General features: G+C 70.6%; 27 protein-coding genes. 13 read left to right on the top strand and 14 right to left on the bottom strand.

All coding sequences use genetic code 11. From position 1 onward, the window contains the following. Nucleotides 1-76: 76 nt before the first annotated feature. The 4 genes from OG878_RS32985 to OG878_RS32970 all read right to left on the bottom strand — a co-directional run bounded on the left by OG878_RS32985 (nt 77) and on the right by OG878_RS32970 (nt 3,082). Nucleotides 77-832 carry an SDR family oxidoreductase gene (locus tag OG878_RS32985; RefSeq protein WP_328890157.1) on the bottom strand — a complete coding sequence of 252 codons (756 nt, stop codon included), beginning with the start codon at nt 830-832 and terminating at the stop codon, nt 77-79. Between the two features lie 20 nt (nt 833-852). After that, complete coding sequence (gene fabG / locus OG878_RS32980; RefSeq protein ID WP_328890156.1) at nt 853-1,614, bottom strand: 3-oxoacyl-ACP reductase FabG; 762 nt, start codon at nt 1,612-1,614, stop codon at nt 853-855. A gap of 203 nt (nt 1,615-1,817) precedes the next feature. Beyond that, complete coding sequence (locus OG878_RS32975; RefSeq protein ID WP_277324998.1) at nt 1,818-2,201, bottom strand: DUF3037 domain-containing protein; 384 nt, start codon at nt 2,199-2,201, stop codon at nt 1,818-1,820. Beyond that, nucleotides 2,198-3,082, bottom strand: coding sequence for a HipA family kinase (locus OG878_RS32970; RefSeq protein WP_328890155.1), 885 nt, complete (start codon nt 3,080-3,082; stop codon nt 2,198-2,200). Before OG878_RS32970 ends, OG878_RS32975 begins: the two co-directional genes overlap by 4 nt. A 100-nt stretch (nt 3,083-3,182) precedes the next feature. Between OG878_RS32970 and OG878_RS32965 the strand changes: the two genes are divergently transcribed. Continuing rightward, nucleotides 3,183-5,333 (top strand): prolyl oligopeptidase family serine peptidase, encoded by a 2,151-nt coding sequence (locus OG878_RS32965; protein WP_328890154.1) that lies wholly within the window; start codon nt 3,183-3,185, stop codon nt 5,331-5,333. A gap of 65 nt (nt 5,334-5,398) precedes the next feature. Next, entirely contained in the window at nt 5,399-5,851 is a 453-nt protein-coding gene (locus tag OG878_RS32960; RefSeq protein ID WP_328890153.1) for a Rieske (2Fe-2S) protein, read from the top strand. Here OG878_RS32960 and OG878_RS32955 read toward each other — a convergent pair. Further along, complete coding sequence (locus OG878_RS32955; RefSeq protein WP_328890152.1) at nt 5,835-6,488, bottom strand: cysteine hydrolase; 654 nt, start codon at nt 6,486-6,488, stop codon at nt 5,835-5,837. The genes OG878_RS32960 and OG878_RS32955 overlap by 17 nt on opposite strands. A gap of 137 nt (nt 6,489-6,625) precedes the next feature. On the opposite strand from OG878_RS32955, the gene OG878_RS32950 reads away from it, so the two are divergent. After that, nucleotides 6,626-7,096 (top strand): pyridoxamine 5'-phosphate oxidase family protein, encoded by a 471-nt coding sequence (locus tag OG878_RS32950; RefSeq protein WP_328890151.1) that lies wholly within the window; start codon nt 6,626-6,628, stop codon nt 7,094-7,096. Between the two features lie 55 nt (nt 7,097-7,151). Here the strand turns inward: OG878_RS32950 and OG878_RS32945 are convergent, their stop codons facing one another. Next, nucleotides 7,152-8,081, bottom strand: coding sequence for a LysR family transcriptional regulator (locus OG878_RS32945; protein ID WP_328890150.1), 930 nt, complete (start codon nt 8,079-8,081; stop codon nt 7,152-7,154). 74 nt (nt 8,082-8,155) lie between these two features. Between OG878_RS32945 and OG878_RS32940 the strand changes: the two genes are divergently transcribed. Further along, nucleotides 8,156-9,175, top strand: coding sequence for a DMT family transporter (locus tag OG878_RS32940; protein ID WP_328890149.1), 1,020 nt, complete (start codon nt 8,156-8,158; stop codon nt 9,173-9,175). On the opposite strand, the gene OG878_RS32935 is transcribed toward OG878_RS32940, so the two are convergent. After that, nucleotides 9,166-10,497 carry an aminotransferase class I/II-fold pyridoxal phosphate-dependent enzyme gene (locus OG878_RS32935; RefSeq protein WP_328890148.1) on the bottom strand — a complete coding sequence of 444 codons (1,332 nt, stop codon included), beginning with the start codon at nt 10,495-10,497 and terminating at the stop codon, nt 9,166-9,168. The two genes, OG878_RS32940 and OG878_RS32935, sit on opposite strands and share 10 nt — an antisense overlap. A gap of 35 nt (nt 10,498-10,532) precedes the next feature. Between OG878_RS32935 and OG878_RS32930 the strand changes: the two genes are divergently transcribed. Beyond that, nucleotides 10,533-11,228: a pyridoxamine 5'-phosphate oxidase family protein gene (locus tag OG878_RS32930; protein ID WP_328890147.1), complete on the top strand. Its 696-nt coding sequence runs from the start codon at nt 10,533-10,535 to the stop codon at nt 11,226-11,228. 106 nt (nt 11,229-11,334) lie between these two features. On the opposite strand, the gene OG878_RS32925 is transcribed toward OG878_RS32930, so the two are convergent. The 3 genes from OG878_RS32925 to OG878_RS32915 form a co-directional block, all read right to left on the bottom strand. Continuing rightward, entirely contained in the window at nt 11,335-12,291 is a 957-nt protein-coding gene (locus tag OG878_RS32925; RefSeq protein ID WP_328890146.1) for a DMT family transporter, read from the bottom strand. Nucleotides 12,292-12,450: 159 nt separating this feature from the next. Beyond that, nucleotides 12,451-13,506, bottom strand: coding sequence for an EamA family transporter (locus OG878_RS32920; protein ID WP_328890145.1), 1,056 nt, complete (start codon nt 13,504-13,506; stop codon nt 12,451-12,453). Nucleotides 13,507-13,587: 81 nt separating this feature from the next. Then, the gene (locus OG878_RS32915; RefSeq protein ID WP_328890144.1) at nt 13,588-14,118 is read right to left on the bottom strand and encodes a Clp protease N-terminal domain-containing protein; all 531 of its coding nucleotides are present in this window, start codon (nt 14,116-14,118) and stop codon (nt 13,588-13,590) included. A 245-nt stretch (nt 14,119-14,363) separates the two neighbouring features. On the opposite strand from OG878_RS32915, the gene OG878_RS32910 reads away from it, so the two are divergent. Then, nucleotides 14,364-14,558: a hypothetical protein gene (locus tag OG878_RS32910; protein ID WP_328890143.1), complete on the top strand. Its 195-nt coding sequence runs from the start codon at nt 14,364-14,366 to the stop codon at nt 14,556-14,558. A 78-nt stretch (nt 14,559-14,636) separates the two neighbouring features. Beyond that, nucleotides 14,637-15,068 carry a type II toxin-antitoxin system Rv0910 family toxin gene (locus OG878_RS32905; protein ID WP_328890142.1) on the top strand — a complete coding sequence of 144 codons (432 nt, stop codon included), beginning with the start codon at nt 14,637-14,639 and terminating at the stop codon, nt 15,066-15,068. Between the two features lie 64 nt (nt 15,069-15,132). On the opposite strand, the gene OG878_RS32900 is transcribed toward OG878_RS32905, so the two are convergent. Next, nucleotides 15,133-15,735: a PadR family transcriptional regulator gene (locus OG878_RS32900; RefSeq protein WP_328890141.1), complete on the bottom strand. Its 603-nt coding sequence runs from the start codon at nt 15,733-15,735 to the stop codon at nt 15,133-15,135. Between the two features lie 188 nt (nt 15,736-15,923). Between OG878_RS32900 and OG878_RS32895 the strand changes: the two genes are divergently transcribed. Further along, on the top strand, nt 15,924-16,217 hold the full coding sequence (locus OG878_RS32895) for a hypothetical protein (RefSeq protein WP_328890140.1): 294 nt from the start codon (nt 15,924-15,926) through the stop codon (nt 16,215-16,217). Between the two features lie 641 nt (nt 16,218-16,858). Here OG878_RS32895 and OG878_RS32890 read toward each other — a convergent pair. Then, entirely contained in the window at nt 16,859-17,425 is a 567-nt protein-coding gene (locus OG878_RS32890; RefSeq protein ID WP_328890139.1) for a TetR/AcrR family transcriptional regulator, read from the bottom strand. A gap of 86 nt (nt 17,426-17,511) precedes the next feature. Between OG878_RS32890 and OG878_RS32885 the strand changes: the two genes are divergently transcribed. The 3 genes from OG878_RS32885 (at nt 17,512) to OG878_RS32875 (ending at nt 19,878) form a co-directional block, all read left to right on the top strand. After that, the gene (locus tag OG878_RS32885; RefSeq protein ID WP_328890138.1) at nt 17,512-17,937 is read left to right on the top strand and encodes a nuclear transport factor 2 family protein; all 426 of its coding nucleotides are present in this window, start codon (nt 17,512-17,514) and stop codon (nt 17,935-17,937) included. A gap of 213 nt (nt 17,938-18,150) precedes the next feature. After that, nucleotides 18,151-18,972, top strand: a complete 822-nt coding sequence (locus OG878_RS32880; RefSeq protein ID WP_328890137.1) for a class I SAM-dependent methyltransferase — start codon at nt 18,151-18,153, stop codon at nt 18,970-18,972. A gap of 84 nt (nt 18,973-19,056) precedes the next feature. Next, entirely contained in the window at nt 19,057-19,878 is an 822-nt protein-coding gene (locus OG878_RS32875; RefSeq protein WP_328890136.1) for a PhzF family phenazine biosynthesis protein, read from the top strand. Nucleotides 19,879-19,937: 59 nt separating this feature from the next. Here the strand turns inward: OG878_RS32875 and OG878_RS32870 are convergent, their stop codons facing one another. After that, a complete protein-coding gene (locus tag OG878_RS32870) occupies nt 19,938-20,717 on the bottom strand; it encodes a CPBP family intramembrane glutamic endopeptidase (protein WP_328890135.1) in 780 nt (259 codons plus the stop codon). Nucleotides 20,718-20,901: 184 nt separating this feature from the next. Here OG878_RS32870 and OG878_RS32865 point away from each other — a divergent pair, with 184 nt between their 5' ends. Then, on the top strand, nt 20,902-22,692 hold the full coding sequence (locus tag OG878_RS32865) for a substrate-binding domain-containing protein (RefSeq protein ID WP_328890134.1): 1,791 nt from the start codon (nt 20,902-20,904) through the stop codon (nt 22,690-22,692). Nucleotides 22,693-22,914: 222 nt separating this feature from the next. Here OG878_RS32865 and OG878_RS32860 read toward each other — a convergent pair whose 3' ends face one another. Beyond that, a complete protein-coding gene (locus tag OG878_RS32860) occupies nt 22,915-24,423 on the bottom strand; it encodes a glutamate-cysteine ligase family protein (RefSeq protein ID WP_328890133.1) in 1,509 nt (502 codons plus the stop codon). A gap of 483 nt (nt 24,424-24,906) precedes the next feature. Here OG878_RS32860 and OG878_RS32855 point away from each other — a divergent pair, with 483 nt between their 5' ends. Beyond that, nucleotides 24,907-25,503 carry a hypothetical protein gene (locus tag OG878_RS32855; protein ID WP_328890132.1) on the top strand — a complete coding sequence of 199 codons (597 nt, stop codon included), beginning with the start codon at nt 24,907-24,909 and terminating at the stop codon, nt 25,501-25,503. The last annotated feature ends 211 nt before the right edge of the window (nt 25,504-25,714 follow it).

Raw genomic sequence — 25,714 nt, 5'->3', positions numbered from 1 at the left:
CAGCGCCCCGTCGGGTCAATCCGTAGGCCCGACGGGGCACTTGAGTCAATCAGGGCGAAACCGGATCAGGCGGTGCTCAGCCCACGCCTGCGTTCAGGAAGATGCCACCGTCGACGACGAGCGTCTGCCCCGTGATCCAGTCGGACTGGTTCGACGTGAGGAACGCGGCGGCGCCCCCGATGTCCTCGGGGACACCGAGCCGGCCGAGCGGATAGGCAGCGGCGGCCTCGGCCTCGCGGCCTTCGTACAGCGCCTCGGCGAACCTGGTCTTCACGACCGCGGGGGCGATGGCGTTGACCCGGACGACCGGAGCGAACTCGTGCGCCAGCTGAAGGGTCAGATTGACCATGGCGGCCTTGCTCATGCCGTACGCACCGATGAACGGCGAGGCGGAGACGCCGGCGACGGAGGCGATGTTGACGATCGCCCCGCCGTTCTCCTTCTGCCAGGCCTTCCAGGTCTGCTGGGCGAACCCGAGCGCCGAGATCACATTGGTCTCGTAGACCTTGCGCGCGACGGCCAGGTCGAGCTCCGCGATCGGGCCGAAGACCGGGTTCGTACCGGCGTTGTTGACCAGAAAGTCGACCCTGCCGAACGCCTCCATGGTGCGTTCGACGGCCGCCGCCTGGTGCGCCTCGTCGTGCGCCTTGCCCGCGATGCCGATGACCCGGTCGGAGCCCAGCTTCTCGACGGCCTCCTTGAGGGCTTCCTCACCGCGCCCGGTGATGCACACCCGGTCGCCACGGGCGACGAGCGCCTCGGCGATGCCGTAACCGATCCCCCGGCTCGCGCCCGTGATCAGCGCGACCTTCCCGCTGTCCTGCACAGTCATGATCTGCGTTGCCCTTCCGGTCAGTTGAGCGGTCCGCCGGCGACGTACAGGACCTGGCCGGAGACGAAGCCGGCCTCGTCGCCCGTGAAGAAGGCGATGGCGTTGGCGATGTCGTCGGGGCGGCCGACGCGCTGCACGGGAATCTGGGTGGCGGCGGCGGCCTGGAACTCCTCGAAGCCCATGCCGACCCGGGCCGCGGTCTGCGCGGTCATCTCGGTGACGATGAAGCCGGGCGCGACGGCGTTGGCGGTGATGCCGAACTTGCCGAGCTCCTTGGCGAGCGTCTTGGTGAAGCCCTGCAGACCGGCCTTGACGGCGGAGTAGTTGGCCTGGCCGCGGTTGCCGAGCGCCGAGGAGGACGAGAGCGAGACGATACGGCCGAACTTGGCGTCCACCATGTGCTTCTGGACAGCCTTGGCCATCAGGAACGCGCCCTTGAGGTGCACGTTCATCACGGTGTCCCAGTCGGACTCGCTCATCTTGAAGAGCAGGTTGTCGCGGAGCACGCCCGCGTTGTTCACGAGGATCGTCGGGGCGCCGAGCTCGGCGGCGACGCGCGCGACGGCGGCCTCCACCTGGGCGCTGTCCGACACGTCGCAGCCGACGGCGAGTGCAGTGCCTCCGGCCGCGGTGATCTTCTCGACGGTGTCCTTGCAGGCCGCCTCGTCGAGGTCGAGTACGGCGACGGCGCGGCCCTCGGCCGCCAGGCGGACGGCGGTGGCGGCGCCGATGCCCCGCGCCGCTCCCGTCACGATGGCGACGCGCTGCTCGGTGGTGGACATGGTTGGTTCTCCTCGCCCTTGGATCGCGGCTCAGCGGACGTCAGGAAGTTTCCCGATGACTGAGCAACCGCTTAGTACCTTCAGCAGACGAGACGCTAGAAGCCCTGGCACTCGGTGTCAACGGCCCACGGGGACAGCAGCGCATGTCACACCCGTCGGCGACGCGACCGCAGGGGAGACGGACGGCGCCGACGGGTGCCGGATCAGCGCACCAGCAGGTCGAGCAGCCGCTCGACCTCGGCCTCCGGATCGGTGGTGAGACCGCTGTGCACGGCGCTCGGCTGAACGACCGTGGAGCGCGGGGCGATCAGCCAGCGAAAGCGCCGGCCAACATCGTCGCCGGCGGCCTGACCGGCCGCGTCGCCGCCGCCGCAGACACCCTCGACCGCCCGCAGTGCCGCCCGTACGCCGGCCACGTCCGCGTCCGGGTCCAGCGCCCTCAGCTTGTTCTCGTCCAGATGGGTACGGGCCGCCACGAAGGATCTGGCGCGGCAGTACACCAGCACCCCCGCGTTGAAGCACTCACCGCGCTCGACCCGGGGCACGACGCGCAGCAGCGCGTACTCGAAGACCTCGCGCTTGCTCACCGGCCGCCGTCCTTGCTGCTCTGCTCGGCTGCGGCTCGCTCCGCCCGGTCCTTCTTCGTGGGATGCGGCCACGGCGTGAGGCGCTCGGTGAGCCATCCCGGCGCCTGGGACGGCCCGGTCTTCGTGGGTGTGTCCATCGAGATCCGCTCATGGATGGTGGCGGCGCGCGCCAGCAGCGGCTCCACATAGGCGCGGCGCAGGGCGTCCGTCGTGTCGAAGCCGGGCTCGTCGACCAGCCACTCGTCCGGCACGTCGGCGGTCACCTCGGTCAGCAGCTGCTCGGTGACGAGCGGGGCCAGCTCGGCGGCCGCGGCCGCGATGTCCGGGCCGACGGGCGCGAGCACATGGTCGGAGGCGTTGTACGGCTTGGCAGCCGATGCCTGTGCACCCGGCCAGTTGTGGTGCCAGATCATGGTGGCGCCGTGGTCGATGAGCCAGACATCGCCGTGCCAGACCAGCATGTTAGGGTTCCGCCACGATCGGTCGACATTGTTGATCAACGCATCGAACCAGACGATTTTCCCGGCCTCTGCCGGATCCACCTGGTAGGCGAGCGGATCGAACCCGATCGAGCCGGGCAGATAATCCATTCCGAGATTCAGCCCGCCGCTCGCTTTGAGCAGTTCCTGCACCTCCTGATCCGGCTCGGCGAGCCCGATGACCGGGTCGAGCTGGATCGTGACGAGTTCCGGAACCCGCAGTCCCAGCCGCCGGCCGAGCTCCCCGCAGATGGCCTCCGCGACGAGGGTCTTGCGGCCCTGCCCCGCGCCGGTGAACTTCATGACGTACGTACCGAGATCGTCGGCTTCGACGATGCCCGGGAGCGAGCCGCCCTCACGCAACGGCGTGACGTAGCGGGTCGCTGTGACTTCGGTGAGCATCGCCCCAGGTTACTGGGGTGCACCGGTCATCCCTCCATGCGCTGCGAACCCGCTCGTCCCCCGGTCGCAGCAGCCGATCACCAAGGGAAGGAATTCCGACATGACCACGGACCGATCCGGTGGAACCGGCCCCGGCGGACTGCCTCTCCAGTCCGCCCGCACCCGGCGCTTCTCGCTCGGCGTGCCCCGGCAGTTCACGGTCTCACCCGACGGCGAACGGGTGCTGTTCACAAGGACGACGGGCGGCGCCGATCCGGTCGGCCGCCTGTGGCTGTACGAGGACGGCGCGGAGCGGATGCTCGCCGACCCGTCGGCCGTGCGGCGCGATCGCGCGGACGGCGGCGAGGTCCCGCAGGAGGAACTGGTCCGCCGGGAGCGGGCCCGTGAGACGACGTCGGGGGTCGTGTCGTACGCGACGGACGCGGACGTCCGGCTCGTCGCCTTCGCACTCGACGGTGAGCTGTGGGCCGTACGGACGGACGGCGGCACCCCGCACCGGATCGCCACCGCCGGCGCCGTGACCGATCCGCGCCCTTCGCCGGACGGCACCCTGATCGCCTACGTCTGCGCGGGCGCGCTGCGGATCGTGCGGAGCGACGGGACAAACGACCGGGCAGCGGTCACCCCGGAGGAGGAGCACGTGACGTACGGGCTCTCGGACCACGTGTCGGCGGAATCGCTCGGGCGCCCGCGCGGCTACTGGTGGTCGCCGGCGGGCGATGCGCTGCTGGTCGCACGCGTGGACACCGCCATGGTGCAGCGAAGGTACCTCAGCGATCCGGCCCATCCGGAGCGGCCGCCGCGCGAGGTGCCGTACCCGGCGGCGGGCACGCCGAACGCGGAAGTGTCCCTGCATCTGGTGCGGGTGTCCGGTGGGCGCATCGCGGTCCGGCTGCCTGTGGCGGCCGGCGCGGACCATCCTGCCGGGACGTGGACGGACCCGCGGTTCGAGTACGTCGCGACGGCCGGCTGGGACACGCACGGGCCGCTCGTCTCGGCGCAGACGCGCGACCAGCGTTCGGTCCATGTCCTCGCGGTGGATCCGGCCACGGGAAGGACCCGGGTCCTGCACCGCGCCCATGACCGTGCATGGGTCGCACTCCGAGCGGGAACGCCGCGTCGCCTTGCGTCCGGGGCACTCGTCGTTCCCGCACAACCGGGCGGCGACACCCAGGGGCTGGAGATCGGCGGCCGTGCGACTCCGCCGGGTCTGGAGGTCCGCGAGGTTCTCGGCGCCGTCGGGGACCGGGTGTACTTCACCGCGAGCGAGGAGCCGACGGAGATCCATGTCTGGTCCTGTGCGGCCGGCTCGTCCGAAGACGCTCCCGTGCGACTCACTGGCGAGCGCGGCGTGCACACGGCCGCGGTGGGCGGTCCCACGGTAGTGCTGGACAGCCGCACCCCGGACGGGCAGACGGTCACCGTGGTGCGAAACGGCGCGACCGTGGGACGGATCGCGGTCCTCGCGGAGACTCCCGTGGTCACAGCACGGCCCCTCTCGCTGAGCCTGGGGGTGCGGGAGCTGCGCAGCAGCCTGTACCTGCCGTCGTGGCACCGGCAGGGAGACGGGCCGCTGCCCGTGCTGCTCAGCCCGTATGCGGGCCATGGCCTCCAACTGGTCCTGCCGGTGCGCAGTTGGTGGGCCGCGACCGCCCAGTGGTTCGCCGAGCAGGGGTTCGCGGTACTCGTCACGGACGGCCGCGGCACCCCGGGGCGGGGTGAGGCCTGGGAGAAGTCGGTGCGCGGCGACCGGTTGACCGCTGTCCTGGAGGACCAGATCGACGCGCTGCACGCGGCGGCGGCGCGCTGCCCGCAACTGGACCTGGGCCGGGTGGCGATGCGTGGATGGTCGTTCAGCGGTTACCTCGCGGCCGCGGCCGTGCTGCGTCACCCGGAGGTCTTCCACGCGGCCGTGGCGGGTGCGGCGCCGACCGACCGGCGGCTGTACGACACCCATTGGGAGGAACGGTTTCTCGGCCATCCGGATGTGGAGCCGGAGGCGTACGAGCGAAATTCGCTGCTCTCCGAGGCCCACCGGCTGACGCGCCCGCTCATGCTGGTGCACGGACTTGCCGATGACAATGTCGCCGTCGCCCACATGCTGCGGTTCTCGGCCGCGCTGCTGGCCGCGGGGCGGTCGCACACCGTGCTGCCGCTCTCCGGGTCGGGGCATCTGGTCACACAGGAAGAGACGGCGAGCAACCTCTTGCTGCTGGAGCGGGACTTCCTCGTAAAGTCCCTCGCACGTTGAACACCGGGCCTCGGCGGCGCGTACCCCTGGTCGAAGACATGAATACCGCGGAAGGGAAAGTCAGCATGAGCGCATCGCAGGAGCACGAGGTCCGTCTCGGACGTCGCACCGTTGTGACAGGTGTCGGTGCGGTCGGGGTGGCTGCCGTACTCACCGCGTGCGGAAACTCCAAGGACACGGGCGGTTCAGATGCCGTCGAGCCGGCCGCGGAGGGGGGTCCGGGCGGCTCGGGCGTGCTCGCGAAGACCACCGACATCCCGGAGGGCGGCGGGAAGATCTTCGCCGACCAGGGCGTCGTGGTCACGCAGCCGAAGGCCGGGGAGTTCAAGGCGTTCTCGTCGAAGTGCACGCATCAGGGATGCGCGGTGTCGAGCGTTTCGGGAGGCGCCATCATCTGTCCCTGTCACGGCAGCAAGTTCGACGCGGCGACCGGTGAGGTGGCGGGCGGCCCGGCCCCCAAGCCGCTGCCCGCCGCGTCGATCAAGGTCGAGGGCGACTCGATCATGCTCGCTTCATAGCCCTCCGGGGGCTCTGCCAGCAGCCCAGTGCCTCCTTCGTGGTGGTGACGGTGGCAACGAGGGCGAGCGTGTTGCGAATCATCGCGGGGGTGTAGTCGGCAGGCACCCCCGCGATGGCATCGGACGGCACGACCGCCGTGTAGCCGAGATTCACCGCGTCGAAGACGGCGTTGGGGATGGCGACGTTGGCCGAGACCCCGGTGACGACGAGGGTGCGGCAGCCCAGATTGCGCAGCAGCGCGTCGACGCCTGTGCCGGCGACGGGTGAGAGACCGTGCAGTCTCCGTACGACGATGTCCTCGTCCGCCACCTCGACGGGCGCGGCGATCCGGACCGCCGCGGTGCCGGAGTGCTGCTGTACGGGCAGCCGGCCGGCGGCGCGGAAGATACGGGCGTTGTGGTTGGCACCGCGTCCGTCGGGGCGCCGTTCGGCGACCGCGTGCAGTACCTGCACCCCCGCCTCGTGGGCGGCGGCGACCAGTCGGGCGACGTTGTGCAGGGCGCCGGAGGCCCGGGCCTCCCTGGCGAGTTCGGGCAGTGCGCTGTCCGGGCCCACGATGCCCTGCTGGCACTCCACCGTCAGCAGGACGGTGGAGGCAGGATCGAGCTGCTCGGCAAGCTGTTCCCTGGGCGGCACGGCTGCCCCTCTCGGTGGATTCCGGGTGACGGGCCTCTCCTGACGGACCGGGCGCGCGAGGCTAACGGCCATTGCATCAGGAGGGAAGAGGCCTCATGATTTCTGACACACAGTCAGCCAACCTGAGGAGACGTCCCATGGCCGTCATTCAGCAACGGGGCCGTCGGATCATGATGACGGAGGCGGAACGCGACGCCTATCTCACCCAGCAGCGCACCTGCCGGGTCGCCACCGTCTCCGCCGACGGCCGCCCGCACATCGGGGCGCTCTGGTTCGTCTGGGACGGCACCTCGCTGTGGCTGTACTCGATCACCCGGAGCCTGCGCTCGTCACAGCTGCGCCACGACCCGAGAATCGCGGTGGTCGTCGACGACGGCGCGGAGTACGGGGAACTGCGCGGCGTCGAGCTCTCCGGCGAGGCGGTCTTCGTCGGCGAGACCCCGCGCACCGGCGAAGCCTGCCCGGAACTGACCGGACCGGAGCGGCTGTTCGCGGAGAAGTACTTCGGCATGGACGTCATGCCGCACGACGGACGGCACGCATGGCTGCGGCTGACCCCGAAGACGATCACGTCATGGGACTTCCGGAAGCTGGCGGACCTGGCCTGAGACCACCTCCGCGGCCGCGCCTCCCGGGTGCGGGCGCGATGCCCGCCGTCCCGGGTCAGCCCCCGCCGTCGCCGTTCACCGGTGCGTCCAGGCTCCGGCCCGCCGCCCGCAGTGCCGCGACCGCCGCCCTGATCGACGGCCGGCGGTCGGCGTCCGTCCGCCACACGGCGTGGACGTGCCGCCGCATCTTCTGCCGTACGGGCACGAGCCGCACCCCGTCCGGCACCACCCCACGCCCCAGCCGGGGTGCCACGCAGACACCCACCCCGGCGGCGATCAGCGCGAGCTGGGTGTGGTGTTCGCCCGCAAGATGGGCGATGCGGGGTTCGATTCCCTTCGAACGCAGGGTGAACATCAGCCAGTCGTGACAGAACTCGCCCTCCGGCCAGGAGATCCAGTCGTCGTCGGCGAAGTCCTCCAGGCCCACCTCGGTCCGGTCCGCCAGCGGATGACCGGCCGGCATCGCGATGTCCGGCGCGTCGTCGAGCAGTTCGGCCTTGGTGAGACCGCCCGGAACCGGCAAGCGCTTGTTGCTCCAGTCGAGCACCACCGCCAGGTCGACATCGCCCCGTATCACCGCGCGGATTCCGGCCTCGGGCTCCAACTCCGTCGTACGTACCCTCAGTTCGGGGTGGTCCGCGCGCAGCGAGACGAGCGTCGCCGGGAACAGCCCGCGCGCCGCGGTCGGGAAGCCGGCCAGCCGGACCTCACCCACCACTTCGCCGCGCTGGGCCTCGATGTCGGACTGGGCCAGTTCCACCTGGGAAAGAATCTTCGCAGCGTGGTCGGCGAGCAGCCGGCCGGCGTCGGTGAGCCGGACGCCGCGGCCGTTCTTGGCGAGGAGCTGCTGTCCCACCTCGCGCTCCAGCTTCGCCAGCTGCTGGGAGACCGCGGATGTGGTGACATGCAGGTCCTCGGCTGCGCCACCGACCGAACCGAACCGGGCGAGGGCATCCAGCGTGCGCAGGCGCTCCAAGTTCAACATGTAAGCAATGCTACGCGGACGATCTCACGAAGTCTCGCTTGTCCTACGCGGTTGAATTCGTCATTGTTGCTCTCATGACCGCCCCACGTTCGACCACCACCGCTCCGGCACCGGCCCCCGTGCCATCCACCTCTGTCCGGCCGGCCGCCGCTCCGGCGGACACGCCTGCCGCTGCCCGGCGCCCCGCGCTGGACTGGCGGATCCGCTTCGGGGCGCTCTCGCTGATCTGGGGCTTCAGCTTTCTTCTGATCAAGGTCGGCACCGAGGGGTACGCCCCCTTCCAGGTCACCCTCGGACGGCTGCTCTCGGGTACGGCGGTGCTGGCCGTCGCCATGGTGGTGCGCCGCGAGCGCCTGCCGCGCACCGCCCGCACCTGGGGTCATCTCGCCGTCGCCGCGTTCTTCCTCAACGCCCTGCCGTTCTCGCTCTTCGCCTACGCCGAGACGACCATTCCGTCGACGCTGGCCGGCATCTGCAACGCGACGTCGCCGCTGTGGGGTATGGCACTCTCTCTCGTCGCACTCTCCGAGGACCGGCCGACCCGCCGCCGGGTGGCCGGGCTCGGCCTCGGCTTCCTCGGCGTGCTGACGGTCCTCGGCGCCTGGCAGGGCTTCTCCGGACTGGACTTCAGCGGTACGGCGATGGCGCTCCTCGCCTCCCTCAGCTATCCGGTCGGCTGGATCTACGTCCGCAGGACCCTGGCCGGCAGCGGTTCCTCCACCCTTGCCCTGACCGGCAGCCAACTCTTCCTCGGCACGGTGCAGATCGCAGTGGTCACCCCCCTGTTCACGGCCGCGCCCGACGGGTTCCCGCTGCTGCCGACACTCGCCGTCGTCGCTCTGGGGGCGCTCGGCACGGGGCTCGCGGTGCTGATGCAGTACGGACTGGTCCAGGAGGTCGGCCCGACGACCGCCCAGATGGTCACCTATTTCATCCCGGTCATCGCCACCGCGGCCGGGGTCGCCGTGCTCGGTGAGCAGCTGAGCTGGAACACTCCGGTCGGCGCGCTGATCGTCCTTGCCGGTGCCGCCCTCACCCAGAGCAGGGCGCGTACGCGCAGGCCCGCACCGCGCCCGGGCCCGTCTCAGCCGTAGCTCACCGGCCGGGGCGCCCCCGCCGCTGCCGCCACTGCGTCGGCCAGCGGCTCGATGTCGCCCGCGGCGAGGGGTGACACGGTGAGCCGTATCCCCGGCGGTGCGGCGACCCGGAACCGTGCCCCGGGCGCCACCGCCCAGCCCGCGTTCAGCAGCCGGGACACCGCCCCGGTCTCATCGCTCACCGGAACCCACACGTTCATGCCGCTGCGGCCGTGCGCCTCGACACCGCGCTCCGCCAGCGCCCGCACGAGCGCATCGCGCCGCTCCCCGTACGCCCGTGCGACCCTGACCGAGTCCACCGCGCCCGACGCCAGCAGGTGCACCACAGCCCGCTGCAGCAGCCTGCTGACCCAGCCGGGACCCAGTCGCTGCCGCCCCAGGACCCGATCGACCGTGACCGCGTCCCCGGTCAGCAGGGCGACCCGCAGGTCCGGTCCGTACGCCTTGGCGACCGAACGCACGAACGCCCAGCGGTCGGTGGCACCCGCCAGCGGATGCAGCGGCAGGTCGACGATCGCGTGGCCGTGGTCGTCCTCGATCAGCAGCACGCCTCGGTGCCCGGCGAGAACGCACCGCAGCTCCTGCGCCCGTGCGGCCCCGATGGCGGCGCCCGTCGGGTTCTGCGCGCGGTCGGTGACGACGAGCGCGCGGGCGCCTTCGCTCAGCGCGCGCTCGACGGCGTCGGGCAACGGGCCCTCGTCGTCGAGCGCGATCGGCACGAGACGCAGTCCCAGCGCCGGCATGAGATCGAGCAGGGAACCCCACCCGGGGTCTTCGACCGCGACCGCGTCACCGGGCTTGAGATGCGCCAGGAGCACCCGCTCGATCGCGTCCAGGGATCCGGAGGTGACGGCCACCGGCCCGGCCGGCACGCCGTCGGCATCGAGGGCGGCACGCGCCAGAGCCGCGAGCTCCGGATCCACGGGTACCTCTCCGTACATCCCTGGCCGTTGCGCGTACGCACGCGTGGCGGCCGCGAACGCCTCGCCGAGCGGCGGCAGCAACTCCGGGTCGGGGTTCCCCGCCCCCAGATCCGGCACACCGGGCGGCGCCTCGACCCTGAACGAGCCGCGCGCCGTACTGGCGGGGCGTGGGCGCACCCTGCTTCCCCGGCGCCCGGCCGTCTCGATCACTCCGCGCTCGCGCAGGGTGCGGTAGGCGGCCGCCACCGTATTCGGATTGACCTCCAACCGGGCCGCCAGCTCCCGCATGGGCGGCAGCACTTGTCCTGGCGCGAGCTCGCCCGACCCGACCGCTCGCTCCACACTCGCGGCAATGTCCGATGCGCGCCGCCCGGTGATCCGATATTCTTCTAGCACAAACATGATTATGCACTAGTGCAATGGAGTTGGCCATGTCGGACACCGCACCGCCGCAGACCACGGCCCCGGAGGCAGCGGCCCCGTACGAACCGACCGAGCGGACCGTCCCGACCCGTTCCCGGGAGCGCGCCTCGTACGACCGGGAGCTGGTCCACTCGATACTCGACGAGGCCTACCTCTGCCATCTCGGCTTCGTCCGCGACGGCGCCCCGGTCGTCCTGCCGACGCTCTTCGGCCGGATCGGCGAGCGGCTGTACGTACACGGCTCGACCGGCTCGCGCCCCCTGCGGGCGGCCGGGAAGGCGGACCCCGGCCTGCCGGTCTGCCTGACGGTGACGCATGTCGACGGTCTGGTGCTGGCCCGCTCCGCCTTCCACCACTCGATCAACTACCGCTCCGTGGTGGTGCACGGCGTCGCCCGCACGGTGACCGACCCGCAGGAGCGGCGCACCGCACTCGACGCGATCGTCGACCACGTCGTGCCGGGCCGGACCGCCGACTCCCGTCCGGCCAACGAGAAGGAGCTCGCCGCCACGGCCGTGATCAGGCTCGATCTCGACGAGGTCTCCGCGAAGGTGCGGACCGGCGGGCCGAACGACGAGCCGGACGACCTGGCGCTGCCGCACTGGGCGGGCGTCGTTCCGCTGGCCCGCGGATACCGCGCGCCGCAGCCGTCGGACGACCTCGACCCGGCGATCGCCGTGCCCGGCTACCTGACCGCTCTCTGAACCGTCCGGGTGTGCGGGCCCACTACAGGGGAGTGGGCCCGCACACCCCTGACGACCGGTCAGCAGCATGCGCACAGCGGAGCCGCGCGGCCGGACGGGCCGGCGGTCAGGCGGGAACGGCCGCCCGGCGGCGGGCACTCGCCGCACCGCGCGTCTCGGCGACAGCGAGCCCCGCCACCGCCGTGAGCAGAAGCAGCGTGCCGATGACGGTGGCCGCGGTGAGCTGCTCGCGGAGCACGGCCACGGCGATGACGGCGGCGCTCACCGGTTCGAGGAGCATGATCACGGACACGGTCGCGGCCCGTACCACTGCCGCGCCCGCGAAGTACAGGGCATAGGCGAGCGCGGTCGGGACCGCTGCCACGTACACCAGCAGCCACACCACCTGGGCGGTGTCCGCGGTGTGCGGCACGATCCCTTCGGCCGCCGCCATCGGCAGCAGCCCGAGCGCCCCGATCCCGAACGCCCAGGCGCTGGTGGCGAGCGCGTCGGAACCGCCGCCGTCGCGGCCGAGCCACCGGGTCAGCAGGGTGATGGCGGCGTAACCGGCAGCGGAGAGCAACGCCAGCGCCACCCCGGCGGGACGCACCGTACCGCCGTCACCGCCGAGCACCAGCACGGCGAGCCCGGTGAGCGCGCCCACCACCGCGGCGAGTCCGCCGCCGCCCAGCCGCTCCCCCATGGTCAGCCGCGCGCCGACCGCGATGAGGACGGGCCCCGCCCCCAGGGTGACGACGGTCCCGACCGCGAGGCCGGTCGCCTCGACAGCCGCGAAGTACGCGCTCTGGAACACGGTGAGACCGACGCCGGTCCCGAGGATGCGCAGCAGCCGGCGTCGCCGCGACTCGGCGGGGGCGGCCGCCCGCCGCGGCCTCAGCACGAGGGCGCCGAGCAGCAGCACCAGGCCGCCCGCGCAGCGCCAGAACGACAGGGCGAGCGGGCCGAGATCGCTGACCCGGAAGATCAGCGAGGCAGCAGCCCCCGCGGTACCCCAGGCGACTCCGGCGACGATCAGATAGATCAGGCTCCGCCCGACGGGCAGGCCTGAAGCAGGATGGGACACGTGACTTCTCCAGAGGAAGACAGGACGGTGGTCGCTCGGCTCCGCACGCGGGCAGCGACAATCCGACTCGGGGAGTGCCCGAGCCCGGTCTTCGTCAGGAGTGGCCGCCCGCGCTAGGCGGCAGGCGGCGGAAGTACGGTCAAGTGCATGATGCACACGTTACGTGGCGGCACGCTCGGCGGACAACTCCGCCTCGGCGGCCGCACGATCCGCGGTCCGCGCCCCGCCGGGGCCTTCGTCCGGCACCTGGGCCCGTACCGCCTCACCCGGCCCCGATGCCACGGGCCCGGAAGACGCCTTCGGCGTCGACGACTGGGCGATGAACGCACCGATCAGCACCAGACAGCCGCCGATGAGCTGAGGGGCGGAGAGGTGCTCGCCGAGCAGGACCCACGCCAGCACGGTCGCGATGACCGCCTCCAGACAGGCGACGACACCCGCCACCGCCGGGGACAGCAGCCGCACGGAGATCACGCCGGTGACATAGGCGATCACGGTGGCGAGCAGCACGATCCACACCAGCAGCAGCCACGCAGGCACATCCGTCCCGTTCATGTCCGCACTGCCGGCGAGCAGCGACCAGTCCATGCCCCAGGGCCGCGCGATCACCGTGAGGACGACCGCGCCGATGAGCAGCCCGTACGCGATGACGCCGACCGGATGCGGAGGCTCCGCACCCGCCGCGCCGTCCTGGCTCCCCTGGTCGGAGAGGACGAAGTAGCCGACCTGGCAGCATGCGGCGGCGAGGGCGAGGAGCAGCCCGACAGCGTCGAAACTCAGCCCGGACCACACTTCGACCACACAGGAGAGACCGCCGACCGCGAGCACGACACCGACGGCTGCCGCCCGGGTGACCGGACGGCGCTGGACGAACCGGACCCAGCCGAGGACGAGCGCGGGCGCCAGATACTCGACGAGCAGCGCCACGCCGACGGGGATACGGGAGATCGCGGCGAAGTAGCAGGCCTGGACGCCCGCGACGGCGAGCAGTCCGAAGCCCACCAGCAGAACCGGCCGGTTGCGCACGAGAGCGCGGTGGCGCCAGGCCACGGGCAGCATGACGAGGGCGGCGCCTGCCACCCGTAGCCACACCACATGGAGCGGGTCGAGCCCCGCCTCTATCAGCGGCTTGGCCGCCACCCCTGAACCACCGAATGCGAACGCCGAGGCCAGGGCTAGTCCCAGGCCGGCGCTCCTCCCCTGAGACGCGTGCATCGGCACATCATGACAGCTGATGTCAGGAGCGTCACCATGGTCACCCCTGTCATGCGCGTCATACGCATCACGCCGGCACCGTCACCCCTGCCGCAAGGCCGTCGCGATCCGTTCCGCGAGCAGTCCCGCGTCGACGCCCGCCCGTCCCAGCACCTCGACGGCGCGGCACTCCTGATCCGCCGCCAGCGCGGCGAGCAGATCGAGGCCCCCGACCAGCCTGCCACCGCGCAGTTCCGCGCGTGCGCGCGCCCCTTCCATGGCGGACACGGCCGAGGGCGACCAGCCGTCCACCCCGGCCTCCGGCACCGCGGCGATCGCGCCGGAGTCCTCCACCGCAGCCTGCCAGCGGAGCCCGTAACCGATGGAGCGCTGCACCAGGTAGCCGAGCACCTTGGCCAGCTGCGGTCCACCGTCGAAGGCGGCACGGACCTGCGGGTCCGCCTCGATGAGGGAGTGCAGCAGATGGGCCGTGTCGATCTGCCGGTCGCCGTCCCGCAGTGCGCGCCTGCGCGCACCCGTCACCACCGAGGCCAGCTCCGCACTGAGTCCGGCATCGAGCCCGGCATGGCTCGGTGCGGGCTGCTGAGGGATCTGCGGCGTCCGGTTTTGCACACCTCTCACCCCATCAGTCCCCGGGCCCCCGGTCGTCCCCGGTGGGGCCCATTTGCACATCCCACCGAAGGTGGGCACATCAGAACGGTTCCTCCTCCTTACGGATGAGATCTCGCCATTCATGGATACGATCGCGGGAAACGGCGCGCGCCGCCTTGCCTCGCGCTGCGGAAGCAACCGCGAGCAGACCCGCGCACGTCCCTCACGCCACACCACATTCGCGACGGCCGGAGGGGAGCGCCGGAGTGCCATGGATGGTCGCCCTGCCGGCGACCGACGGGCGGGAGTACGTCTACCGGGTCCACGCACCGTGCGACGCCCTGCCCGCCGACCTGTTCTGGGCGGCGTTCCACTGTCATGACGACGGACCGCACCCGCGCGCGTCCGACCGCTTCGACGCGGCACTGATCTGGCGATCGAGCCGCACCCAAGAGGTCTGACGGTTCATCAGTATTGAATGTTCTCGCCACTGCAGCTACGTTCCGCGACACCGTAACCCGATGAGAAGGGGTGGTCGCATGGCCGAAGTGAGTGCCGAAGCACGCATCGAAGCGCCGGCCGAGAAGGTCTGGGCCCAGTTGACGGACTTCACCGCGTACGGCCAGTGGAACGCCACCCACACCAGCTTCCCCAAGGGCGGCCCGGCACCGCTCGAACTCGCGGCCACCTTTGAGGAGAACATGAAGCTCATGGGCTTCCCCGCAGAGGTGCTCTGGACGGTGGAGGAGCTGGAGACCGCCCGGCTGCTGACGACCAGGGGCAAGGGCCCCATGGGTGTCAGTCTGGCCATGCGCTACTCGCTGACGCCCGACGGCGACGCCACCACCGTCCGCATCGACGGCGAGTTCACCGGCGCCGCGGTCTCCCTGATGGCGGGCAAGCTCAAGGACTCGGCGACCGCCGCGCTCGTCGAGTCGCTGCGCAAACTGGGCGGCCTGGTCGCCACCTGACCACGTACGGACGGACGGGGGTCCCGCGGCTCGGCCGCGCGACCCCCGCAGCGCACCCGTCGGGTCAGTCCTCGTCGGCAAGGATCAGGTAGAGCTTCTTGCGGGCGTCATTGATCACCGTGAGCGCCTTCTGGCGCTGACCGGCCGAGCCGGTCCTCCAGACCTGACCGAACGCCTCCATCAGGCCGAAGCCGGCCTGCCGGATCTCGTTCACACCCTCCCAGTCGACCCCGCGCCCGGCCTCTTCCCAGGGCGCCTCGGGGCCCGACTCCGCCTCGGTGCGACCGGTGTCGGTGAGCGTGAACAGCTTCTTGCCGCCCTCGCTCGCGCTGACGATCAGCCCTTCGTCCTCCAGCAGCTGGAGGGTCGGATAGACCGAGCCGGGGCTGGGCCGCCAGGCCCCACCGCTGCGCTCGCCGATCTCCTGGATCATCTCGTAGCCGTGCATCGGCCGGTCCTTCAGCAACGCCAGGATCGAGGCGCGCACATCACCGCGCCGCGCCCTGCCCCGGCCGCCTCCACGGCGCCCGCCACCGAACGGGCCGCCACCGAACGGCGGACCGAACTGCCCGAAGGCGGCGCGACGCGCCTCGAAGTCGCCCCGACCCTGATGACCGGGCCCGCAGTGCCCATGCCCGTGCTCATGTCCGTGTCCATGTGAACGCATCACCGCGTTCCTCCCATCGTTGATCTGTCGCGATGCGTCAACGATATATCGGAACCGGTCGGACGACAATTGCTTCGGCGGGGCCTTGCTGTCCTGTCTCACTCAATCGAGTCGTTTTCTCAACGAACCGAACCGAGTCGTTCGGGCTTCTGTCTCAGCGAACCCGGTCGCGCGGCTGAGTGCGCTGGATGGCTGTACCGGCTGGGTTGGATCAGGCGGGGCCGTGCGTCGGGTTGTCGTACATCGACGCGGTACACGGGCGTCGTCGGCGTCCGCTGCGGGACTGCGTCACGAGCCGGTCAGAGGATGTCGCGCCGGTACGTACGTTCCGCTGGTCGCGCGGTGAGCGTCGCTTCCCGGGCTGGTATTGGGCGGCGACGACCGGGCGGCACCTCGGCTTCGAGTCGTGGCCGGAGCGGGACCGGCTGCTGCTGATGGACTTCGACCCGAGCGTGGTGGGGATCGGCTCGCAGCCGTTCTGACTGCACTGGCGTGACGGCGAGCGGGAGCGTCGGCACGCCCCGGGCTACTTCATCCGCTACGCGGACGGCTCGGCGGTGGTCGTCGACGTCCGTGCGGACGAGTGGATCGAGTCGAAGGATGCCGAAACGTTCGAGGTGAGGCGCCTGGTTTACTCCCGGGCCGGGTGGAGGTTCGAGCGGCTGGGGACACCGGATGCGGTGCTGCCGGCCTCACCGACGGCACTGGGGCAGCCCCCTCTCCCGACCTGACGCTCACGATGGTCTTCCACCCTCGAGTCGTGACGCTCGCCGGACTTCTCGCCGGCCGGGAGTGGGAACACCGCGCCGTAGCCACCGGCTACGTCGCCTGGCTCGTCGAGCAGATCACTGCCCGCAAAATCCTTCTTGGCCACGTCCCCAAGGACCGCAAGGACCCCCTGATCCAATGGGTTGAGCAGCATTTCTCCACCCACAAGGTCGTCGCCTTCCACCGAAGCCCGAGGATCTACGACGCGTCCTTCCCTCGCGAAACGATCCGCCACTGCGCCGGCACGATGAAGCTGTCGCCGACGCGGAAACACGATGGAGCCCGTTCCACCCCTACTACCGCTGCGGAGCCTGAGTACAGCCTGCTCACATTCCCGGCAACGGGGACGTTGACTTCATCCCGACGGATCTGCCAGGGCCGCGATGGCCGGGCGGAGCAATGCGGCGATGCGATCCGCAGGGGCCGCACGAAGCGAGGAGAGGCTGAGGAGCTGGTGGCCGATGGTCACGCCCAGCAACGCGGTGACAACCAGTGCGGCACGCAGTTCGGGATCCTCGGCAGCGGGCAGGGCGGCACCGACGCTGTCGATCTGCCGACCGAGAGCGGCACGGACGTGATCGGCCGCTGCCTGGTCGGTGAGCATGGACCGCATCATCGCCAACGTGCCCTCGGGAAGACCGCCGAGCTTGAGGCCGAGCGAGGCCAGCAACTGCTCGACGAGCGCGTCGGTATCAGTGGCTGTCAGCGCGGCAGGGAGCGCCTGCACGGCTTGGCTGAACAGCTCCCGCTTCGAGCCGAAGTACTGCATGACCAGAGCTGGATCGACGCTCGCCGCGGCCGCCACGGCGCGAATGGTGGTGCGCTCGAATCCCTTCTCGGCGAAGAGCTCCCGAGCACTGTCGAGGATGCGCAGCTCGGTCGCTCGGCGGCGGTCGGCACGGGACTGGCGAGGAGTGGACACCGATTCACTCTACAACCGTTGACCGAACTTCCGGCCGACCTTACGGTGAGTGGGTCAACAAGTGTTGAGCGAATGGAACGACTCCCGTGTCGCATCTGGATACACCTGCTGTTCGCACCCCATACGAGGTGCTGACCTGCTACTACCAGGCCATGCTCGACAAGTCCCCGGACGATCTCGCTGACCTCTACACCATCGACGCGGTGCACGAGTTCCCGTTCGCCTCACCCGGCTTCCCCCCGCGTTACGAGGGGCGTGAGGCCGTGCGCGCCGGATACCGGGCAGCCTGGGGCACCAGCCCCGCCCAGGTGCAGGAGGTCAGGAGGATCGCGGCCCACGAGACCGCCGATCCGGAAGTGATCATCGCCGAGCATGTCGTGGTGGGAAGACTGACGACCAAGGCCACCACGTTCACCGTCCCCGGACTCCTGATACTCCACGTCCGCAACGGACTGATCACGCGAGTCCGCGACTACATGGACGGCTCAGGAGTCGCCAGCGCCAGGGCGTGACGGCCGAACCGGTACAGCGGCAACCCGACCGGAGGCCGGACAGCACTGAGCCTGTTCAGTCCCGGCCCCCGAGATCTGTCTCGACGAACCCGGTCTCCGCGTCTCACCCAATCCAGTCCACGCAGGTCAGCGCAGGCGGGGACGACCAGCTTCATTGAGACAGGACACTTGCATACTTGGCCGCGACACGGCACAGAACGAAGGCGATGCGACATGACCGCACCCGGCCCGGAGAGCGGGCACGGCCCGGACCACGGCTACCTGCTCGACAACCGGCAGTCCGAAGCGGGTATCCGCTTCGGCGCCCTCGCCGAACTCTTCGACCCGGTGACCTTCCGGCATGCCGACCGGCTCGGGATCACCACGGGCATGCGGTGCTGGGAGGTCGGAGCCGGTGGCCCCTCCGTTCCCGCGGGGCTGGCCGCACGGGTCGGTCCGACCGGAGCCGTGGTCGCGACGGACATCGATGTGTCGTGGGCGCAGGGGGCGGCGAACGATGTCGTCGAGGTGCTGCGCCACGACGTCGCCGCCGATCCGCCGCCTCCCGGCGCCTTCCACCTGGTGCATGCCCGGCTGGTCCTGGTGCACGTCACCGACCGCGCCGAAGCACTGCGCCGCATGATCCAGGCGCTGCGCCCCGGTGGGGTACTCCTCCTGGAGGACGCCGACCCCGGGTTGCAGCCGTTGTTGTGCCCCGACGAATCGGGCCCCGAGCAGCGCCTCGCCAATCGCCTGCGGTCGGGCTTCCGTGAGCTCATGGCGGCCCGTGGCGCAGACCTCGCCTACGGCCGGACCCTGCCGCGGCTGCTGCGCGAAGCAGGTCTCGACGATGTGCAGGCCGACGCGTACTTCCCGATCACCTCACCGGCGTGCGCCGTCCTGGAGGCCGCCACCGTGCGGCAGATCCGCGACCAGCTCGTGACGTCGGGTCTCGCCGACGACGAGGAGATCGACCGGCACCTGGCGAACGTCGCCACCGGGCGCCTCGATCTGGCCACCGCTCCGCTCGTCTCTGCGTGGGGGCGCCGGCCGTAACCCTCGGGGGGCACGCACCGTCCCAGGCCGGAATCCCCGAATTGGCCTTGGCCTGCGGCGCTCCGCACGCTCTACGGTCGAGCCATGAGGATTCGCATTGTCGACGCGTTCACCGACCGCCCTTTCACCGGCAACCCCGCGGCCGTTCTGCTGCTGGACTCCGACGCCTTCCCCGAAGCCGGCCGGCTCCAGCAGGTCGCCCTGGAGATGAACCTCTCCGAGACCGCCTTCGCGCACCCGCTGCCGCCGGGCGGCGAGGCCGACTGGGCGCTGCGCTGGTTCACCCCGGCCACCGAGGTGGACATGTGCGGGCACGCCACGCTGGCCACGGCCCACGTCCTGCACACCACCGAAGCGGCGAGCGGAACGGTGCGCTTCGCCGCCCGCTGCGGAATCCTCACGTCCACCGCCCACCCGGACGGCTCACTCACGCTCGATTTCCCCACGGCACCGCTCACGGCGGCCGACGCCCCGGCCGGACTGGCCGCCGCCCTGGGCGCCGAGCCGCTGTCCATCCATGACACCGGCGACCACATCGGCGACCTGCTCGTCGAGCTGGCCGACGAGACCTCCGTACGCGCACTGGCCCCGGACTTCGCCGCGCTGGCCTCCTGCTCGCGGCGCGGCATCATCGCCACCGCCGCCGCCGAGGACCCGTCCCGTGGCTACGACTACGTCTCCCGCGGCTTCTTCCCCCGGGTCGGCATCGACGAGGACCCGGTCACCGGCAGCGCGCACACCGCACTGGCCCCCTTCTGGTCGGCCCGCTTCGGCCGGGACGAACTGACCGGCCTGCAGGCCTCGGCCCGTTCCGGCCTGGTGCGCACATCGCTGCGCGGCCCGCGCACCCTGCTGACGGGCAGCGCGGTGACGGTCGTCGACGGCGAACTGCTGACCACGCTCTGACCGGCGCGAACGGGTGCGTACGGAGCGATCCGCACGCACCCCTTCCTCCGCGCCCCTGCTCATGGCGTCGGCAGCCACCCCACTTTCCCTGCCAGCAGCGCGTACCCGACGAACGCCCCGATGTCGAGCAGCGCATGCGCCGCGACCAGCGGGCCCACCCGCCCCCAACGCCGGTACAGCAGCACGAAGACGACGCCCATCACCATGTTGCCGATGAAGCCGCCGATCCCCTGATACAGGTGGTACGAGCCGCGCAGCACCGAACTCGCCACCAGGGCGGCCGTCGGCGTCCACCCCAACTGCCCGAGTCTGCGCAGCAGGTACCCGACGACGATCACTTCCTCCACCACGGAGTTCTGCAGCGCGGAGAGGATCAGGACGGGGTACTTCCACCACACGTCGGGGAGCGACTCCGGGACCACCGTGAGGTTGAACCCGGCGGCCCGCGCCACCAGATAGAAGGCCAGCCCGGCGCTGCCGATGCCCGCCGCGATCAACGTGCCGCGCCCCAGGTCCGACCGGGGCCGGCTCCGGTCGAAGCCGATGACACGCAGGCTCGTCCCTTCCCTGATCAGCAGATGCGCCACCAGCGCGACGGGGACCAGAGCCGTGGCGATTCCGAAGAGTTGCCAGGCGAGATCGAGCCAGGGCCGCCCGGGCGCGTACGAACTGTTGAGTGTCGCGGCCTGGTCCTTCAGACCACCCGGTTTTGTCAGTGATCCGACAAAACTGATCAGGGCGGACACCCCGCTGGCACCCAGCGAGAGAGCCAGTACCAGCACCGTTTCGGATCGCAGGATCCTCCGTGGCACCGCCTCCCCGGGGAAAGATTCAGCCACCCGCCCCTCCTCCACCTGTACACCCGCCTTCAGTTGTGCATTCGCGTCTCATCCCGCTCCCCGTCCCGCTAGGGTCTCGAATGCAGGTACGAAGATCATGCGCGACAGGCCGGGGGACAACCACCATCGGTGAGGGTGTGGTCCCCCTTTTCCTTGTTCATCCTCAAGGAGAGGCACCACCGACATGGGACGCCACAGCTTGCCCGACGACTACGCGAGGCGAGACGGCGGGGGCGGTTCCCGGCCACGCCGCCGACGCACCGTCGCTCTCGCCACGATGGTCGTCCTCGCGGTGGCGGCAGGTACGGCAGTCGCGGTCCAGGGCGGCCTGTTGTCCTTCTCCGAGTCCTGCGAGGACTCCGCGGTACGGCTCTCCATGGTGGCCTCCCCCGACATCGCCCCCGCCGTGCATGCCGTCGCCGACCAGGCACGCAAGGACGGCGTCCGATCAGACGGGCGCTGCCTGTACGTCCAGGTCGTCGCCCGTGACTCGTACAAGGTCGCCGATGCCCTGTCGGCCGGCACCCGCACCCCGGACTACCAGGTCTGGCTGCCCGACTCCGACCTCTGGCTGGACCGCGCCCAGGGCGGCGGCAACAGCATTCCGATCACCCCGGAGGACTCCATCGCCTCCTCCCCGGTGACCCTCGCCTTGCTCCCGTCGGCTGCGAAGACCCTCGGCTGGCCGAGGAAGAAGTACTCCTGGGCCGAGTTGACGGCCTCGGCCACGGAGTCGGACAAGGTACGCCTCGGGGCGGCCGACCCGGCCCGCAGTGCCACCGGTCTGCTGGCCCTCACCAGCATCGCCGCTTCGTCCGACGAGCAGGGCGGAGACAGCGACACCCGGGTCGCGGCCACCGCCAAACTGCTCGCGCAGCGGATGTCCGACGGCGACACCCAGGTGCTCGAGACGCTGGCTCAGGACGACTCGGGCGCCGAGGGCGGCAATCCGCAGCGCAATCAGGCGGTGCTGCTCTCCGAGCAGGCGGCATTCGCCCACAACGCCGCCTCGGCCGGGAGCGGCAAGCTCGATCTCTTCTACCCGAAGGACGGCACACCACTGCTCGACTACCCGTACACGCTGGTCAACGAGACGAAGCTGAGCACCGACGAGAGCCGTGCGGCACTGCGGTTCATGACACTGCTCGGTCAGGAGAGCGCCCGGCACACCCTGGCGGAGCGCGGCTTCAGGGCGACCGACGGGACGACCGGCGAGGCGGTGGTGGCATCTGCGGGCGGCCGGGCACCGCAGCCGTACGCCACCCCGTCCGCCGTTCCCCCGTCCACCGAGGCGCTCCAGGAGACGCTCGGCATGTGGACGATCACGGTGCAGAGCGCGCGGCTGACCACGGTCGTCGATGCCTCCGGTTCCATGGCCACCATCGTTCCGGGGCGCAATCAGTCCCGGATGGATGTCACGAAGGCGTCGTTGATACAGGCGCTCGACCAGTTCACCCCGAACGACGAGATCGGTCTGTGGGAGTTCGCCACCACGCTCGACGGCGACAAGGACTACCGCACGCTGGTGCCGACCGCCCGGCTCGGCGACCCGGTGAAGGGCGGCGGCACGCACCGCGAGAAGCTCGCTGCCGCGTTCTCCGCGCTCCAGCCTGTGCCGAATGGTGCGACGGGCCTGTACGACACCACGCTCGCTGCTTACAAGGCGGCTCAGGCAACTTATGTGAAGGGCAAGTTCAACGCCGTGGTGATCCTCACCGACGGCTCGAACCAGGACTACCGCTCCATCTCGCGCAGCGGCCTGATCTCGGAGCTCAAGCGGCTCGCCGACCCGGAGCGCCCGGTACCGCTCCTCGCCATCGCGGTCGGTCCCGAGGCCGACCGCGAGGAGGTGGACGAGATAGCCAAGGTGACCGGCGGAGGCGGGTACCAGGTCACCGACCCTGCCGACATCCAGGCCGTCATTCTCCAGGCCGTGATGACCGCCGGACAGAGCAGCCTCGACGCCCAGGAGTAGCCGCCGCTCGGCCGGGAAGGGCGACGAACGGCGGCCCGGGACAGTGACGACGCCGGCCTGACGGCCGTCCCGTCATCCCTGATGGATCAGCGCGCGCGCATCGGATGTGGTGCACTCCAAGGCGGATGGGCTCCCTCATACGGGGCGCATTCGGGCGTTCCGGCAACGCGCCGAGGTGCCGCAGCTGCCGTCGTACGCACGCCAGGAACTGCGGGACAGCCCTCAGGAACCGTCCGGGAAGCCCACCGGCCAGGTGTGCACCGGCTCGCCACTGTGCATCAGCTCGGCGTACCGGCGCGTGGTCGCCGCGAGCGCCGCTTCCCGTCCGAGCCCGGCGTCCAGCCCGCAGTGATACGTGTCCGCCTGCCAGGACGCGCCGTTCACCCGGCGCTTGCAGCGCTCCTCGATGACCGCCAGGTAGTGGTCGCGGTCCGCGGGCTCGATGTTCCAGGCATCGAGCCCCGCCGCGGCGAGCGGCAGCAGTTCGTCCCGCACGAGCTCGACGGCCGGCACCCGGGTCAGCCCGCCCGCCCGCCCCGGGCGGGGCCAGATCAGCTGGGCGTCGATGCCCCTGCGGCAGGCGGTTTCGAAGTTCTCGGCCGCGGCGGCGAACGGCAGCCTGGTCCACACCGGACGGGGCTGTTCCGCGAGTGCCCGTACGAGACCGTAGTAGAACGCGGCGTTGGCGATCACATCGGTGACGGTGGGGCCGGCGGGCAGGACGCGGTTCTCGACCCGGAGATGGGGTACACCGTCGGCCAGCCCGTACACCGGCCGGTTCCAGCGATACACCGTCCCGTTGTGCAGCACGAGCTCCTGGAGCCCCGGTATTCCGCCCTCGTCGAGGACCCGCAGCGGGTCCTCCTCGTCGCAGATCGGCAGCAGCGGGGGGAAGTACCGCAGATTCTCCTCGAAGAGCTCGTAGGCCGAGCCGATCCACCGCTCGCCGAACCAGGTCCTCGGGCGCACCCCCTGGTTCTGCAGTTCGGGCGGCCTGGTGTCGGTGGCCTGCTGGAAGAGCGGCGGGCGGGACTCCCGCCACAGCTCCCTGCCGAACAGGAAGGGTGAGTTGGCTCCGAGGGCTATCTGGACGGCGGCGACGGCCTGGGCCGCGTTCCACACGTCCGCGAACCGTGCCGGGGTCACCTGCAGATGCAACTGGACGGAGGTGCAGGCCGCTTCGGGCGTAATCGATGTGGAGGTACAGACCAGTCGTTCGACACCTTCGATATCGAGCGCGAAATCCTCGCCGCGCGCCGCCACCATTTGATCGTTCAACAGTGCGTAGCGGTCCCCGTCCGAGAGGTTCGCCCGTACCAGGTCCTGACGGCCGAGGGTCGGCAGTATTCCGATCATCACGATTCCGGCAGCGATCTCCCCTGCCTTCCTGTGGGCATATCCGAGACCGGTCCTGAGCTCCTCGGCCAGTTGATCGAATACGCGTCCGTCCAGGCGGTGCGGGACGATGTTCACTTCCAGATTGAACATCCCGAGTTCGGTCTGGAAATCAGGGCTCGCGATCCGCTCGAGGACCTCCGCATTCATCATCCGCGGCAGACCGTCCACCCCTGCCAGATTCAGCTCGATCTCCATGCCCATCAGATTGCGCGGCCGGTCGAACCTCCGCTCCGCCAGGAGCCTCCCCAGCCCCTCCAGGCACAGGTGGAGCTTCCTCCGGTACCTCTGCCGATCGGACAGGTCAAAGGTGCCCGCGACGACCTTCTCCCCCATCGAAGCGTCCCTCCTCGAGTGGGCGGCCCGCGCCCCAGGCCGCTCGCGTCACGGTCGATAATGCCCAGGGCAGGTGATCGATAACGCCCCCACGGACAGCGCGGACCGAGTAATCTGAGGACGGCGGCCCGGGGCACATTCCGACGGCATGGAGCACTGCGCAGTTTCCGCCGCGAGGCGGGTGGTGAAAACGCCGACGTGTTTCGGCCGACCGCGGCCGGGAAAAAACACCAGGCAGCAACTGCGCCACGCACGCCGAATCAGCAGATTCTCCGCATAATAAAGTCCGGATACCGCCTTGCCGGCAATAGCTGCGGCGGCTAGCGGAAACACCGTGTGAACACCTGTCGTATAAACTCCGCGGACGAGGCAGAGAGTTGACGCACCGGCCCAGTCACCGGCCCCCTCTGGCCCCGCACGCCGACAGCGCCGTCTGCCCCAGCCCACGCATCACCGTGTCTCCGAAGTGAGAGGCGACCCACTATGCCGCTGCATGTACCCCCGGCTCCCGCGCCCGCCCTGCGCAGCGTCCTCGCGGCACTCGGTTCACCCACCGCAGTCCGCGAGGCCCGCACCCCCGCTCTCCGGTCCGTCCAGGGACCGCTGAGCCCCGAACTCCCGCTCCCCGTCCATGTGCTGGACCGGATCGGCCCGAGCGGGGTCGCACCGCGCACGAGCCTGGCCGGGTGGCGCTTCCTGATCCGCAGCTCGGAGCGGGCCGTCGCGGCGGCCGACACCATGCTCACCCCGGACGGCTGGACCTTCTCGCACTTCTTCGAGGGCCCGTACATCGCCTCGACCGAACTCGCCCTGCGCCAGGCGGAGACGTTGACGCCGCACTACCAGCCGCGTCTGCTGTCCATCCCTGAGCTCTACATGCTGACGCTGTGGCTGCACGAGGACATCGAGGCCGACGCGTCGGCCGGCGCCCTCGCCCCCACCGATCTTCTGGTGCCGCTGGCCCCCGCACCACCGGGCATCGCTGCACACCGTCCGCACCGGGTCGCCGATCTGCTCCCCGTGATGACCCTGCGCATCACCCCGGGCCGCTCCGGCCCTCTGCTCGGTTCACCGGCCTGACCACAGCCCGCCTCCGGCTCGCCGTACTGTGCCCCGCCACCGTTTCCGGTGGTGGGGCACAGTACGGCGCAGGGGCACTCGGGGCCATCCGGACTAGTCCGGTCCGGCCACTCCGAACCACCCGAAGGGACAGTGCAGTTGTGTTGAACCGTCCGGCCGGGTGACGCGTCATGAGAGTAGGACAAGCGCTGCTGCGAAATCCCTGCGGATT

The organism is Streptomyces sp. NBC_00316, assembly GCF_036158715.1.
In the GTDB taxonomy this organism is placed as follows: Bacteria; Actinomycetota; Actinomycetes; order Streptomycetales; family Streptomycetaceae; genus Streptomyces.
Note: the sequence above shows the minus strand (reverse complement) of the source record. Positions and strands in the feature narration are given on the sequence as shown.